Raw genomic sequence first — 14,558 nt, 5'->3', positions numbered from 1 at the left:
AGCCTGCGGCGGGGCGCCGGGGTCCCGTCGTCACGCGCCCGGGGGAGGGCGGGGGAGATGATGCCATCCGCATAAGTGACGGGCGACACAAGGCGTCGGTGATGCCGCTATACTCTGGCTGATCGACCGTTGGGCCCCGTTCCCTCCACAGAACCAACCGGAAAGGACGCCGAACCATGGCGCTGAACCCCGATTTCGACCTCTTCCAGCTGCCCGAGGAGCACCAGGAGCTCCGCGCCGTCATCCGCGACCTCGCCGAGAAGCAGATCGCGCCGCACGCCGCGGACGTCGACGAGAAGGAGCGCTTCCCGGAGGAGGCCCTCAAGGCCCTCAACGAGTCCGGCTTCAACGCCATCCACGTGCCGGAGCAGTTCGGCGGCCAGGGCGCCGACTCCGTCGCCGCCTGCATCGTCATCGAGGAGGTCGCCCGCGTCTGCGGTTCGTCCTCCCTCATCCCGGCCGTGAACAAGCTGGGCACCATGGGCCTCATCCTCAAGGGCTCCGACGAGCTGAAGCAGAAGGTCCTCGGCGACATCGTCAACGGCGAGATGGCCTCCTACGCGCTCACCGAGCGCGGCGCCGGCTCCGACGCCGGCGCCATGAAGACCCGTGCCGTCCGCGAGGGCGACGAGTGGGTCATCAACGGCTCCAAGTGCTTCATCACCAACGGCGGCAAGTCCTCCTGGTACACCGTCATGGCCGTCACCGACCCGGAGAAGGGCGCCAACGGCATCTCCGCCTTCATGGTCCACAAGGACGACGAGGGCTTCCGCGTCGGCGGCCTCGAGCACAAGATGGGCATCAAGGGCTCCCCGACCGCCGAGCTGTACTTCGAGAACTGCCGCGTCCCCGCCGACCGCATGATCGGCGAGGAGGGCACCGGCTTCAAGACCGCCCTCGAGACCCTCGACCACACCCGCCCGACCATCGGCGCGCAGGCCCTCGGCATCGCCCAGGGCGCCTACGACTACGCCGCGAAGTACGTCCAGGAGCGCGAGCAGTTCGGCAAGCCGGTCGCCGCCTTCCAGAACACCCAGTTCATGCTCGCCGACATGCGCATGAAGATCGAGGCCGCCCGCCTGATGGTCTACACCGCCGCCGCCAACGCCGAGCGCGGCACCGCCGAGGGCGGCGCCCGCCTGGGCCTCATGGCCGCCGCGGCGAAGACCTTCGCCTCCGACATCGCCATGGAGGTCACCACCGACGCCGTCCAGCTGCTCGGCGGCTACGGCTTCACCCGCGACTTCCCGGTCGAGCGCATGATGCGCGACGCCAAGATCTGCCAGATCTACGAGGGCACCAACCAGGTCTGCCGCCTGGTCATGGGCCGCCAGGTCCTGCAGGAGGCCGCGCAGAAGCGCTAGGCCCTCCGGCGCGGCACCGCCGCACGTCCGCCGAAGCCCCGGCCACGCCCTCTCGCGGGATGGCCGGGGCTTTCGCGTGCGTGCGTTCGGCCGGGCGGGCCGCGCAGCCCCGGCGTCCGGACCCATGTCGGGCCAAGCCGCCCAGGCCTGTCCGCAGGCCAGACCCACTTCTGGCCGTTTAGACCCAGTTAGAACTAGGTCGAATCGGCCGAAAGTGGGTCTGACGGGAAAGGAGGTCCGCCGCAGGCGGGTCGAAACGACCGCGTTGGCCGCTGCCGGAGTGTGAGCCGACGGCCGCCGTGGCGTCCGGGCGTACGTCAGTTCCGCTGCCCGCCGCCCTGGACGTACTTCGCCTCTTCCGCTCACCGACCTGGACGTACTTGGCCGAACCTGGACTGCATTAGAAGTACGTCCAGGTCAGACCAACTACGTCCAGGTTGTGGCGGTCGAGGGGCCAACTACGTCCAGGTTGCGGGAGCGGGGGCCGTTAGGTGTCGTCGGCGTCACCGCGACCGCCGGTGTCCGCGTCCGCCGGCGCCTGCGTCGGGGCGCCGCCGTCCGCAGCCCCGCCCCGCGACGCGATGCGCAGCAGCGTCCCCGCCGCTCCCGGGGGAGTGCGCGCCCCCGACCACACCGCCCGCAGCGTCCGGTGCAGGTCGATGCCGGCGACGGGAACCTCGACCAGCCGCCCGGCGGCGACGTGGGCGCGCACCGCCTCGACCGGCGCGACCGCCGGGGCGACCCCTGCGATGACGGACATGACGACGGCCGCCGCCGATCCCTGCTCCATTGCCGGCTCGGCGCGCTGCACGCCCGCACCCGCGCCGACGGCCGCGGCCAGCGCGGCGTCCAGCGCCTCGCGGGTGCCGGACCCGGCCTCGCGGACCACCAGCGGCGTCGACGCCAGCTCCGCCGCGCCGACCGGGTCGCCGGCCCCGCGGCGGGCCCACGGATGCGACGGGTGCACGACCAGGCACAGGTGATCCCTCGCGACGTCCCGGGAGCGCAGCCCCGCCGTGCCGCCCGGCGACTCCACGAAGCCCAGGTGGGCGCGTCCGGCGGCGACGTCGGCGACGACGTCGGCGGAGTTCGCCACCCGCACGTGCGGGACGGCGCCGGGGTGCTCGCGGTGCAGGTGGGCGGTCCATGCGGGGAGGTGGTGCTCGGCGACGGTCATGGAGGCGCTGACGCGGATGACCCCGGCGTCGTCGCGCCACTCCCCGGCGGAGGCGACCAGGTCGTCGGCGGCGGCGAGGACGCGGCGGGCGTGGCCGATGACCGCCAGGCCCGCCGCGGTGGGCCGTGCGCCGCCGGGGCCGCGGTCCAGCAGCACGACGCCGAGGGAGCGCTCCAGCCGGCCGAGCGCCCGGGAGGCGTTCGGCTGGGCCAGGCCGACGGCGCGTGCCGCGGCGCCGATGCCGCCGTGGTCGGCGACGGCGACCAGCAGGTCGAGGGCGTCGAGGTCCGGCATCCGGGAGGAGGCGCTCAAGGAGGTCATGCGCAAATGATATGCCCGGGATGCCGTTCCAGGGATTGTGCGGCGCCCTCCGCGTGGGCTGGAATCGTCGTCATGCACATCGATCCCGCGCGCCTCGCCTCCCGCGCCTGGCCCGACACGCTGCGCCCCGCGAACCTCCGGGCGGAGCTGCCGGGGCTGGCCGCGTGCGTCGTCGGCGCCGTCGCCGCGTGGGGCCTCGCGAAGGCCGCGGGCGCGGTCGTCCCGGCGCTGTCGCCGCTGCTCGTCGCCATCCTGCTGGGCGTCGCGGCGGCGAACCTGCTGCCGCTGCCGTCGTGGCTCGGCCCGGGCATCGGGCGGTGCTCGAAGACGGTGCTGCGCGCCGGCGTCGTGCTGCTCGGGCTGTCGGTGCCGCTGTCGCAGGTGCTGTCGCTGGGGTGGGGCGCCATCGGGGTGGCCGTCCTGGCCGTCGCCACGGGCCTGGCCGTCGCGGCGCTGACCGGCCCGCGCATGGGGCTGACGCGGGAGCAGGCGCTGCTCAACGGCGGCGGCTGCTCCATCTGCGGCGCCGCCGCGGTCGCCGCGGTCGACGGGACGCTGCGCCGCGCCCGGCCGCATGAGTCGGCGACGGCGGTGGCGGCCGTCGTCGTCTACGGCACGGCGATGATCGCGGTGGCCCCGGCGCTGGCGTCGTGGCTGGGGCTCGACGACCGTGGGGCGGGCATCCTCATCGGCGCCGGCGTCCACGAGGTCGCGCAGGTCGTCGCCGTCGGCGGCATCGTCGGCGGCGGGGCGCTGGCCGTCGCGGTGCTGGTGAAGCTCACCCGCGTGCTCATGCTCGCCCCGGTGATGGCGCTGCTCGGAGCTGTGGAGCGCCGCCGTTCGCGTGACGACGCCCGCGGACCCGGCGGCCCCGGCGACGACGCGACGCACCTGCCGCCGGTGATGCCGCTGTTCGTCGCGGGCTTCATCGCGGCGGTCGCGCTCCGCGCCACGGGCGTGGTGCCCGACGGCGTCGTCGCGGGAGCCGACCAGGTCCGCACGTGGCTGTTCCTCGTCGCGATGGTGGCCCTCGGCACCGGCGTCCGCCGCGACACCCTCAAGGCGGCGGGCGCGGGGCCGTTCCTCCACGCGGGCGTCGTGACGGTGTGCGTCGTCGCGGTCGCCGCGGCGGGCGCGGCGCTGCTCTAGGGCTCGCGCCGCCCCGGCCGGGCGGGCCCCGTCGTCAGGCGACGGCCGGCGTTGCCCGGGCTACCCGAGCTCCGCGATCGCCAGGTCCGCCAGCGCCGGCAGGCCAGTCGCCGCGGTCGTGCGCCACGAGTGCGCGATGTGCGGCGTGAGGTCCGTGTCCTCCGGCGACAGCTCGACGACGGGCACGCCGCGCGCCGCGGCGGCCAGCGGGATGCCGGCGGCGGGGAAGACGACGCCGGAGGTGCCCACGGCCACCATGAGGTCGGCGGCGAGCGCCCGCGACTCCGCCTCCTCGAACGCGTCGGCGGGCAGCGATTCGCCGAACCACACGACGCCGGGCCGCACGAACCCGAGGCCGCATTCGCCGCAGAACGGCGGCATGAGCTTTGCGACGGGCTCCTCCGGCAGCTCCGGCTCCTCCGCCGGGGCGGCGCACAGGTCGCAGCGGAACTCCAGCAGGGAGCCGTGCAGGTGCGCGGCATGCTGGTCGGCGCCGGCGTCGGCGCAGCCGCGTTCGTGGAGGTCGTCGATGTTCTGCGTCGTCACGTGCAGCCACGACGACGCGCCGCCGGTGCGCGCCGCGTCGTGGTCCGCCAGCACCCGCCGCCACCGGCCGACGGCGACGTGGCCCGCGTTCGGGGCGGCGGTGCGGGCGAGCCGGGCGCGCCACAGGTACCAGGGCCAGATGGCGGAGGGGTCGCGGCGCCAGGCGTCGAAGTTCGCCATCGCCTGCGGGTCGACGTGGGACCACAGGCCGGTCTGCGCGTCGCGGAAGGTGGCCAGGCCGGATTCGGCGCTCATGCCGGCGCCGGTGAAGATCTCGACGCGGCGGGCGCCGCGCGCGAGGTCCGCGATGGCCTCGGGGACGGGGGTCGGGAGGTCGGTCGCGTCCATGTCCCCAGGGTAGATGCACGCGGACGCATGGTTGCGGGTGCGCGTGACGACGCTCCCCGCCCCGGCCCCCGTCCCCGGCACCCGGGGCGCCGTCCCGCCCGCCGGTCCGGCGGCCGGCGGGGCGGCGTGCGTCGCGGGCGGCGGCCCGGCGGTCAGTCCGCGGACTCGAACCAGGGGCCGCGCGGGGTGGCGTCGCGGAAGGTGAGGACGGCGGCGACGACCGCGAGGATCGCCGCGGCCGCCGACAGCAGGATGGCGGCGGCGCCGAGCGCGTCGGCCCCGCCGATGCCGACGAGGTCCAGGACGGCGTTGACGGCGAACGCCACCGACAGCACGGCGAGCGCCATGCGGGCGGGGGAGGAGCGGCGCTCCAGGCGGGAGGCCAGCCACCACGTCAGGGCGGTGACGGCGAGCTGCAGGCCGACGGAGAACAGCGTCGAGTACAGCAGCGTGCTCTCCACCTGGGCCGGGGTGAAGGCGGGGACGTCGGGGCCGGCGACGTCGGCGGCCTTCCGGGCGGCGTCGAGGGAGTCGGCGACCATGCCCTCCCAGCCCAGGATCGGCCGCAGGATCGAAACGACCAGGACGGGCAGGTAGACCAGCACGGCGAGCCGCCACAGGGAGCGGCCCTGCTGGACGGGCGTCGGCATCGGTCCGGGGTCGGAGCCGTCGCGGCGGGTGCGGGCGTCGTTGCGGGTCATGCGCGCCAACGTAGCACCGGGGCCGACACGACTCGTCCGGTGCCGGGCCCGGGGTCCGTCCATCGAGGGGCCGAGCGGGATCCGGTGCGGCGCCGGGCGGGCCCCGGCGAGGTTTCCCTCACGAAGCAGGGGTAGACCCCTTCAGATCCCTTTCAGGATTCATTAAGGTTGGGGTACCGTAAGGGGCATGCGACGGCAGCGCCGGCCGAGCGAGGAGGAGACGGCATGACGACGGCCAAGACCGAGCCCGTGGTCGCCACGGCGATGGACGCCGAGTCGGAGACGGCGGGGTCCGCGCCGCTGGCGGAGGCCACCGCGGCGGACCTGCTCGATCAGGTGTGCGCCGCGAAGCCGGCGGAGGAGGCCGCGGCGGACCGCCGCGCCGTCGTCAACCGCCTGAAGCGCGCCCACGGCCAGCTGGCCGGGCTCATCCAGATGATCGAGGACGGCCGCGGCTGCCGCGACGTCCTCATCCAGTTCTCCGCCGTGTCGAAGGCCATCGACCGCGCCGGCTACAAGGTCGTCGCCACCGTGCTGCGCGACAACCTCGCCGGCTCCGGGGAGGACGGCGTCACCGCCAAGGAGATCGAGGAGCTCTTCCTCCGCCTGGCGTAGCCGCACCGCGGCACCGGTCCGCGCCCGCCGAGGCGCGGGAACGCCGTCGTCGCCGCGGCGCAGGGGGGGGGCGCCGCGGGAGGTCCCCGTCGTCACGCGTCACGTGATGCGGCGGCCGCTACACCGCCGACGTGCGGTGCGGGTCGGAGACGTCGACGCCCTGCTGCTGCCACACGCGCTGCAGCTCCGCGGCGCCCTTCGCGCGGGCCAGCGCGATCTCGTTGGGGGTGATGGGGGCCGGCTGCAGGATGGACACCTGGCGGCCCGCGGCCTCGACGTCGGGGACGGGGGAGTCCAGCAGCATGAAGGCCGTGAACCGGGCGCCGTCCCACAGCGGCGCGTTGAAGTCCAGCAGCGCGCCCGGCTGCAGGATGAGTCCCTCGATGGACGGGGCGGCGGCGAGCATCGCCAGCGGCCGCAGCACCGCGTCCAGCCCGCCGCGCACGGGCAGCACCAGCTCCGCGCGCGGGCCCTCCTCGGGGTCCGGGGCGAAGTCGGACGGGTCCTGCATCGGGGCGGCGGAGCAGCCGAGCGTCGCGTAGGCGACGACGCGGTCGGCGTCCGGGCCGAAGCGCAGGATGGTCAGCGCGTCGGCGCCGAGGAAGGTCAGCTTCGCCGCCGCCGGGTCGGACTCCTCGAAGTAGCCGCGCAGGTGCCTGCCGACGGCCTCCGTCACCGCGTTCACGCCCACGCCCCCTCGTCCACGAGGGTCACCGACGCCGGGTCGAGCCAGGCGGCGTCGACCCCCTCGGCGGCCAGCCACGCGTCGACGTCGCCGCCGTGGGCCGCGATGCCGCGCACCGCCGTCCACGCCCGGTCGATGGCCGACGCCGCGTCCGCGGGGGAGACGAGCCCCGCGGCGACGGCGGCGGTGAGCTCGTCCGCGTCCTCCACGCGCACGGCGCCGCCGGCGACGACGACGTCGAGGTACAGGTCGCGCGTGCGCCACACCGGCCCGCCGGGGCCGTCGGCGCGCTCGACGTCGGCGACGTCGATGTAGCGCTCGAAGTCGTAGGAGCTGCCGGGGCGGCGGTGGAACACGTTGACGCGCAGGCCCATGGCCGGCAGCAGCAGCGACTCCAGGTAGCCGAAGTCGCGGTGGTCGGAGCCGCGGGCCATCCGCAGGCCCGCGGCGTCCTCCCGGTACGAGTCGACGGGGCGGATGATGCCCTTCGGGTCGACGTTGACGCCCTCGCGGAGGCGGAACTCCTCCGTCTTCGGGGGCTTGACGACGTCGGCGGCCGGCCTTTCGGGTGCGATGGCGTCGATCATGGGATCGAGGCTACCGGGCGGGCGGCGTCCGCGGCCGGGAACGCGGGGAGCGGCCCGGCCGCGACGGCCGGCGGACGCGCGGCCGGACCCGGGATCGCGGCGGCGCCCCGCCGCACCGTCGTGGTGCGTGCGGGGCGCCGTGGCCGGATGCCGTCGCGGGGCCGTCGCCCCCGGCGGTTACTTGACCGGGATGATGGCGGCGGACGGGGTGAACTGGCAGTTGGACGGGCCGGACTCCTCGGCGGCGGTGATGCCGCCCTCGATGACGGCCAGGACCATGCCGGAGCCGGTCTCGCCGACGCCCCAGACGGTGCCCGGGCCATCCGGGTTCAGGTCGGTGCGGTCCAGGGTGGTGGTGCCCCAGGAGCCGGACAGCGGGTTGACCCAGTGGACGTTCATCTTCATGTCCTGGGTCTCGGCGAGGCCCTTGGTGCCCATGGCGGTGAAGACGAAGCCGGCCTGGCCCTGCGGGATGCCCGGCAGCGGCAGGTCGGCCGGACCCGGCACGGAGGTGGCCAGGCCCAGGGACGGGGTCTTGCCGCCGATGCACTTCGGGGAGACCATCGGGAGGAACTGGTTGATCTTCGGGCCGTTCTCCGGGATCAGGCCCTCCTCGTCGGACTCGCCCTCGGCGGCGCCGCCCTCGGAGGAGCCGCCGGTCAGGGAGCCGAGGCCCTTCTCGAGCGCGGCGCGGATGTCCTCGGGGATGCCCGGCTGCTCCAGGACGGACTGGACGCGCTCGGCGAAGTCGGCCGGCACGGCGGAGGAGGAGCCCTCCGCGAGCGGGTTCGCGCCGGCGGCCGGGACGGCCAGGCCGGTCAGCAGGGCCGCGGCGCCGGCGACGGCCGCGGTGCGGCGGGCGGTCTGGCGAAGGGTGGAGGTCATGATGAGCGTCTCCTCGTGGATTCGAACTGCGGGCGAACGTGGCGGCGGACGGCATCCGTCCGGCTGTTTTCAGGACCTTATAATGCCACGCTCCGTTTCCGCACGGAAACGGACCGTTTTTCGCGACGAACGCGAAACGGTGTGGCCGATGTTGCTGAAGATATTGCAGGGGAACATGATACGGGCTGCCTCGGCAAACCGGAAGGGCGGCCCCACCCTGGCGTCCGGCCCGGGGTCCACCCCGGGGTCCCCCGCCGCCCTCCGGCGACGGCCGGTGCGCGAGCCGGGCGGCCCCGCCGCCCCGCGTACGGGGCCCTCGCCCGGCGACCCTGAGAGTCGGATATGAGCCGGGCGCCCCGCGCGCGCCGCCGCGCGGGCCGGACCGCCCCGACGCCGCGCCGGCGGCCACGGCGGGGGGAGGGGAGCGTCGTCACGCGGGGACCCCTCCACGCGCGGACCCGGGCGGCGCTCGCCCGCCGGAAATCGCGCGGGCCCCGCGCCCGGAGTAACGTGCACCCCGATATTTCTCCCGGCCGCGCCCGGGCCCCGCACGCCGGGGCCCGCGGGCCCAACCCGGTGCCGCGGCCCGCCGACCTCCCCGAAGGAGAACCCCGCCAGTGACAGCCACCGAATTCCGCAACGTCGCGATCGTCGCCCACGTCGACCACGGCAAGACCACCCTCGTCAACGCCATGCTGGAGCAGTCCGGCGCCTTCGGCGACCACGGCGAGATCGCCGACCGCGTCATGGACTCCGGTGACCTGGAGAAGGAGAAGGGCATCACCATCCTGGCCAAGAACACGGCCATCCGCCGCAAGGGCGAGGGCGCCGAGGGCCAGGACCTCATCATCAACGTCATCGACACCCCCGGCCACGCCGACTTCGGCGGCGAGGTCGAGCGCGCCCTGTCCATGGTCGACGGCGTCGTCCTGCTCATCGACGCCTCCGAGGGCCCGCTGCCGCAGACCCGCTTCGTGCTGGGCAAGGCGCTCGCCGCCTCCATGCCGGTCATCATCTGCGTCAACAAGACCGACCGCCCCGACGCCCGCATCGACGAGGTCGTCGAGGAGGCCCAGGACCTCCTGCTGGAGCTCGCCTCCACCGTTGAGGACCCCGACGCCGCCGAAGCCGCCGAGCGCAACCTCGAGCTGCCCGTCCTCTACGCCTCCGGCCGCGCCGGCCGCGCCTCCACCGAGAACCCGGGCAACGGCGGGCTGCCGGACTCCGAGAACCTCCAGCCGCTGTTCGACGTCATCCGCGAGGTCCTCCCGGAGCCGTCCGCCGACGTCGAGGGGCCGCTGCGCGCCCAGGTCACCAACCTGGACTCCTCCTCCTTCCTCGGCCGCATCGGCCTCATCCGCATCCACTCCGGCCGCATCCGCAAGGGCCAGCAGGTCGCGTGGATCCACTACGACTCCGACGGCAACCAGCACGTCAAGACCGCCAAGATCGCCGAGCTGCTGTCCACCGTCGGCGTCACCCGCGTCCAGGCCGAGGAGGCCATCGCCGGCGACATCGCCGCCATCTCCGGCATCGACGAGGTCATGATCGGCGACACCCTCTGCGACGTCGAGCACGTCGACCCGCTGCCGCGCATCACCGTCGACGAGCCCGCCATCTCCATGACCATCGGCGTCAACACCTCCCCGATGGCCGGCCGCGGCGGCGGCGACAAGCTCACCGCCCGCATGGTCAAGGCCCGCCTCGACCAGGAGCTCATCGGCAACGTCTCCCTCCGCGTCCTGCCCACCGAGCGCCCCGACGCCTGGGAGGTCCAGGGCCGCGGCGAGATGGCCCTGTCCGTCCTCGTCGAGACGATGCGCCGCGAGGGCTTCGAGCTCACCGTCGGCAAGCCCCAGGTGGTCACCCGCACCGTCGACGGCCAGCTGCAGGAGCCCTACGAGCACCTCGTCATCGACGTGCCGGAGGAGCACCTCGGCGCCGTCACCCAGCTGATGGCCGCCCGCAAGGGCCGCATGGAGCACATGGGCAACCAGGGCTCCGGCTGGGTCCGCATGGAGTTCACCGTCCCGTCCCGCGGCCTCATCGGCTTCCGCACCACCTTCCTGACGGAGACCAAGGGCACCGGCATCGCCAACCACTACTCGGCGGGCTACGACGCCTGGGCCGGCGAGATCAAGGACCGCATCACCGGCTCCCTCGTCGCCGACCGCTCCGGCCAGATCACCGCCTACGCGCTGATGCAGCTCGCCGACCGCGGCAGCTTCTTCGTCGAGCCGGGCGACGAGGCCTACGAGGGCATGGTGGTCGGCCAGAACCCGCGCGACGAGGACATGGACATCAACATCACCAAGGAGAAGAAGCTGACGAACATGCGCTCGGCCACCGCCGACGCCACCGTCACGCTCGCCGCCGCGCACAAGCTCTCCCTGGACGAGGCGATGGAGTTCTGCGGCGCCGACGAGTGCGTCGAGGTCACCCCCGACGCCATCCGCGTGCGCAAGGTCCTGCTCAACGCCACCGAGCGCGCCCGCGCCCGCTCCCGCGAGAAGGCCCGCAACCGCAACTCCTAGGCCGTGCGCCTAAGCTCGGGGGCATGGTGAACCGCGCGCGCCGACGAGCGGGGCGCCGCGCGAGGGCCGCCGCGGCCGTCCTGGCCGCGGCGGCCCTCGCGTCGTCCTGCATGGCCAACCCCGACGACGCGCCGCTCGTCGAGGGCGAGGCCGGGCCCGGGGCGGAGGTCCCCGACGGGCCCGTCGACCCCGAGGACCCGACGCTGGAGCTCCACGTCGGCGTCGACGACTTCGGCGAGGGCTTCAACCCCCACCTGTCCGCCGACGCCACCCCGGTGACCGACCTGGTGGCGTCGCTGACGCTGCCCAGCGCCTTCGTGCCCGCCGTCGCCGCGGGCACCGGAACGCAGGCGACGGGGCTCACCCGCAACACCGACCTGCTGCTGTCCGCCGGGCCCGTCGACGACGACGGCGACCAGCTGGTCGGCGCCCGCGGCCAGCAGGCCGTGGAGTCCGGGTCCTTCCGCATCCGCTACGTCATCGCCCCCGAGGCGCAGTGGTCCGACGGCACGCCCGTCTCCGGCGCGGACTTCCGGTACCTGCACGAGGGCATGATCTCCACGCCCGGCGTGCGGGAGGCCGCCGCCTACGAGGCGATCCGCGCCATCCACGTCAGCGACGGCGGCCGCACCGTCGACGTCGACATCGCCGGCCCGCTGCCGCAGTGGCGCACCCTGTTCTCCCACCTGCTGCCCAGCCACCTGCTGCGCCCGACGGGCACGCCCTTCGCCGACGTGCTGGACACCGCGATCGTCGCCTCCGGCGGCACCTACGTCGCCGAGTCCGTCGACGTCGCCCGCCGGGAGATCCGCCTGGTCCGCAACAGCCGCTTCTGGGGCGAGGAGCCCCCGCTGACGGAGCGCATCATCATCCGCCACGACCGGGGCCCGGTCGACGGGGCGGAGCAGATGCGCACCGACCAGCTGCAGGCCGCGTTCGTCCGCCCGGAGGAGACCACCGCCCTGACCTACGCGACGGTGCCGGGCACGGCGATCCTGCCGGAGCCGCGCCCGCGTCTGCTGACGCTGCAGGCGAACGTCACCTCCCCGCACTTCGCGACGCCGGCCGCCCGCCGCGCCGTCCTGCGCCTGGTGGACCCGCACGCGGCGGCCGCCGTCGCCACGGGCCGCTCGTCCGACCTGGTCATCCCGGATCCGCTGCCGGGCACGCTCGACGGCCCGTCGGGGCAGGCCCCGTCGGCCCCGCTGACCATCGGCGTCGTCGGAGACTCCGACGCCGTCGCCGCCGCCCGCGTCGTCGCCGACCAGCTGACGGCCTCCGGTGTTCCGGCAACCGTGAGCGCCGCGCCGCCGGAGGAGGTCTCCGGCGCCCTGCTGCCGCACGGCGAGGTCGACCTCGTCGTCTCCTGGGTCGACGAGGCGCAGGACATGCTCGGCGTCGCCGACCGCTTCGGCTGTCCCGCGCAGACCCGCCGCTCCCGCACGCCGGACGAGGACTACCTGCCGGACGACGGCGCGTCGGCGGCGACGGACGGCTCGGGCGGGTCGGCCGCCGGCGGGGCCGGGGGCTCGGGCACCGACGCGGACGCGGCGCGGAAGTCCGCGGACGCGGCCGACGACGACCTGGCGCTGGCCGACGGCGAGGATGGCGCGGGCGGCAACGGCGCCGGCTCCGGAGAGGGCGGCGCGGCCGACGGCTCCGCCCCCGAGTCCGGCGCCGCCGCGTCGACGACCCCGGCGCCGTCCGAGGTCGACGGCGGCAACGGGCCGTCCATCGCCCGCGGCGCGAACCTGTCGGGCCTGTGCTCGCCGGAGTTCGAGGCGCTGCTGGAGGAGCGGGGCACGTCCGGCGGCCCCGACGCCGCGGTCTCCATCGTCGGCGCCGAGGCCGTGGAGCTGCCCATCGTCCACGACGCGACGCTGACGGTCATCGGGCCGGGCATGCGCCGCGACGAGGGCGGGCACCCGTCGGAGTGGCCGTCGGCGCCGCAGGAGGGCGTGTTCATGACCGCGCCGGACTGGGTGCGCGTCGACGCCGAGGAGCGGCGCACCCGCGGTGCGTCGCGGATGGACCAGGGGCCGGCGGTCCGGCCCGAGGACGAGGAGGAGTAGATGACCCCGACGCGGCCCGACCGCGATCTGGCGGGCCTGCGCGTCGCCGCCGTGCACGCGCACCCGGACGACGAGGCGATCTGGACCGGCGGCTGGCTGGCGCAGCTGGCCAGGCGCGGGGCGGCGGTCGACGTCGTCACGTGCACCCTGGGCGAGCTGGGGGAGGTCATCGGCGCGCCCTACCAGGGCCTGGTCGCCGACGCCTCCGATCAGCTGGGCGGCTTCCGCGTCCACGAGCTGCGGGAGGCGCTGCGGGAGCTCGGGGTCAACGGCCCCGGGCACCGGCCGCGCCACCTGGGCGCCCCGGGACGCTACCGCGACTCCGGGATGGCCGGGTCGGCGACGAACGACGATCCGCGCTGCCTCGTGCAGGCGGGCGATGCCGCCGTGGAGGACCTCGTGGCGGAGCTGGGCGCGCTGCGGCCGCACCTCGTCGTCACGTACGACGCGGACGGCGGCTACGGCCACCCGGACCACGTCCGCGCCCACGAGATCACGGTGGAGGCGTGCGCGCGGCTGCGCGCCGCCGACGATGACGCGCTGTACCGCACCCTGTGGGCGGTGACCGACCGGGAGGCGCTGGCCGCCGGGCTGGACGCCATCACCGCGGTGCCGGAGGGGTGGACGCGCGCCGGCGTCGACGACATCGCCTCCGGTGTCGGGCAGATCGCGGTGGAGCTTGACGACGCGGACGTCGCCGCCAAGGTCGCCGCGATGGCGGCGCACGCGACGCAGGCGTGGATCGCCGACGGCCGGGTCTCCATGGTGAACCCGGAGCCCGCGCGCGGCGCGCACGACGGCTCCGGCCGCGCGGTGGCGGTGTGGGCGCTGTCGAACCTGCTGTGCCAGCCGGTGACGCCGGTGGAGCACTACCGGTGGGGCACGGCGGGCCCGGAGCACCTCGCCGGCGTCGTCGACGGGGCCGGGGCGGCGAATCCCACGCCGGAGCCCGGAAGTGACGCGGGCCACGGATCCGCGGGGTCCGCGGCGGACGCGGGGGAGGGCGCCTGATGCCGGTCGTGGGCGACGGCGCGGAGAGGCACTGGGGCGACCCGGAGCGCAGCCAGAACCGGCAGGTGTTCGTGCGCGGCGAGGTGCCGATGGCGCTGACCTGGCTGACGGTCGGCGCGCTCATGGGCCTGCTGCTGGAGATCATCTACCTCGGCGCGTGGGTACAGATCGGTTCGGTCGCGGTGCCCGTGCCGTGGACGATCGTGGTCGCCTACCTGCTGAATCTGATTATCACGAACACTGCGCTACTATGGACCGAGCGGTCTATTCTGGCTGCCGTGCCGGTGATGGCATGGGCGGTCGGATACCTGGGCGTGCTGCTGTGGCAGGGGCTCCCGTTCGGCGGGGACCAGGCCATGGCGCCCGGCCTGCGGATGGTCCTGCTGCTCGCGGCGGGACTCGCCGGAGGCTCCTGGCCGCTGTTCCGGAAGGCCGCGGAGGCCTGATCGGCGCACCCCGGGGTGCGCCGGCGGACCGCCGCCGCGGGCCCGCCCGGAGGTGCGCGCGACCTGCGGGTCCCACGTCAGCGAAGGCGAACCTTCCTGGCGAAGACCCCGGCCCAC

General features: G+C 75.0%; 13 protein-coding genes. 7 read left to right on the top strand and 6 right to left on the bottom strand.

Annotated elements, in window-relative coordinates:
• Nucleotides 1–176 precede the first annotated feature (176 nt).
• Complete coding sequence (locus QQS41_RS03135) at nucleotides 177–1,364, top strand: acyl-CoA dehydrogenase family protein (protein WP_448851228.1); 1,188 nt, start codon at nucleotides 177–179, stop codon at nucleotides 1,362–1,364.
• Between the two features lie 487 nt (nucleotides 1,365–1,851).
• Here the strand turns inward: QQS41_RS03135 and QQS41_RS03130 are convergent, their stop codons facing one another.
• A complete protein-coding gene (locus tag QQS41_RS03130; RefSeq protein ID WP_448851227.1) occupies nucleotides 1,852–2,862 on the bottom strand; it encodes a LysR family transcriptional regulator in 1,011 nt (336 codons plus the stop codon).
• 72 nt (nucleotides 2,863–2,934) lie between these two features.
• Here QQS41_RS03130 and QQS41_RS03125 point away from each other — a divergent pair, with 72 nt between their 5' ends.
• Nucleotides 2,935–4,011 (top strand): YeiH family protein, encoded by a 1,077-nt coding sequence (locus tag QQS41_RS03125; protein ID WP_448851226.1) that lies wholly within the window; start codon nucleotides 2,935–2,937, stop codon nucleotides 4,009–4,011.
• A gap of 60 nt (nucleotides 4,012–4,071) precedes the next feature.
• Here QQS41_RS03125 and QQS41_RS03120 read toward each other — a convergent pair whose 3' ends face one another.
• Both QQS41_RS03120 and QQS41_RS03115 read right to left on the bottom strand, forming a co-directional pair.
• The gene (locus tag QQS41_RS03120; RefSeq protein WP_448851225.1) at nucleotides 4,072–4,905 is read right to left on the bottom strand and encodes an NAD-dependent protein deacylase; all 834 of its coding nucleotides are present in this window, start codon (nucleotides 4,903–4,905) and stop codon (nucleotides 4,072–4,074) included.
• Between the two features lie 152 nt (nucleotides 4,906–5,057).
• Nucleotides 5,058–5,606 (bottom strand): hypothetical protein, encoded by a 549-nt coding sequence (locus QQS41_RS03115; RefSeq protein ID WP_448851224.1) that lies wholly within the window; start codon nucleotides 5,604–5,606, stop codon nucleotides 5,058–5,060.
• Nucleotides 5,607–5,930: 324 nt separating this feature from the next.
• On the opposite strand from QQS41_RS03115, the gene QQS41_RS03110 reads away from it, so the two are divergent.
• Entirely contained in the window at nucleotides 5,931–6,221 is a 291-nt protein-coding gene (locus QQS41_RS03110) for a metal-sensitive transcriptional regulator (protein ID WP_448851956.1), read from the top strand.
• Nucleotides 6,222–6,339: 118 nt separating this feature from the next.
• Here QQS41_RS03110 and QQS41_RS03105 read toward each other — a convergent pair whose 3' ends face one another.
• The 3 genes from QQS41_RS03105 to QQS41_RS03095 form a co-directional block, all read right to left on the bottom strand.
• Complete coding sequence (locus QQS41_RS03105; protein ID WP_448851223.1) at nucleotides 6,340–6,906, bottom strand: suppressor of fused domain protein; 567 nt, start codon at nucleotides 6,904–6,906, stop codon at nucleotides 6,340–6,342.
• On the bottom strand, nucleotides 6,903–7,493 hold the full coding sequence (locus QQS41_RS03100; protein WP_448851222.1) for a DUF402 domain-containing protein: 591 nt from the start codon (nucleotides 7,491–7,493) through the stop codon (nucleotides 6,903–6,905). The genes QQS41_RS03105 and QQS41_RS03100 overlap by 4 nt, the downstream gene beginning before the upstream one ends.
• Nucleotides 7,494–7,670: 177 nt before the next feature.
• Nucleotides 7,671–8,378, bottom strand: a complete 708-nt coding sequence (locus QQS41_RS03095; RefSeq protein WP_448851221.1) for an Rv1157c family protein — start codon at nucleotides 8,376–8,378, stop codon at nucleotides 7,671–7,673.
• A 617-nt stretch (nucleotides 8,379–8,995) separates the two neighbouring features.
• Between QQS41_RS03095 and typA the strand changes: the two genes are divergently transcribed.
• Genes typA through QQS41_RS03075 form a run of 4 tightly spaced genes read left to right on the top strand, consistent with a single transcriptional unit; the run spans nucleotide 8,996 to nucleotide 14,441 of the window.
• Nucleotides 8,996–10,912 (top strand): translational GTPase TypA, encoded by a 1,917-nt coding sequence (gene typA / locus QQS41_RS03090; RefSeq protein WP_448851220.1) that lies wholly within the window; start codon nucleotides 8,996–8,998, stop codon nucleotides 10,910–10,912.
• 23 nt (nucleotides 10,913–10,935) lie between these two features.
• The gene (locus tag QQS41_RS03085; protein ID WP_448851219.1) at nucleotides 10,936–12,984 is read left to right on the top strand and encodes an ABC transporter substrate-binding protein; all 2,049 of its coding nucleotides are present in this window, start codon (nucleotides 10,936–10,938) and stop codon (nucleotides 12,982–12,984) included.
• Complete coding sequence (gene mshB, locus QQS41_RS03080; protein WP_448851218.1) at nucleotides 12,985–13,995, top strand: N-acetyl-1-D-myo-inositol-2-amino-2-deoxy-alpha-D-glucopyranoside deacetylase; 1,011 nt, start codon at nucleotides 12,985–12,987, stop codon at nucleotides 13,993–13,995.
• Nucleotides 13,995–14,441, top strand: coding sequence for a hypothetical protein (locus tag QQS41_RS03075; protein WP_448851217.1), 447 nt, complete (start codon nucleotides 13,995–13,997; stop codon nucleotides 14,439–14,441). Before mshB ends, QQS41_RS03075 begins: the two co-directional genes overlap by 1 nt.
• The last annotated feature ends 117 nt before the right edge of the window (nucleotides 14,442–14,558 follow it).

The sequence above is a fragment of the Corynebacterium sp. 335C genome (assembly GCF_053525695.1).
The sequence above is the reverse complement of the archived record's forward strand: the minus strand, read 5'-3'. Positions and strand labels throughout refer to the sequence as shown.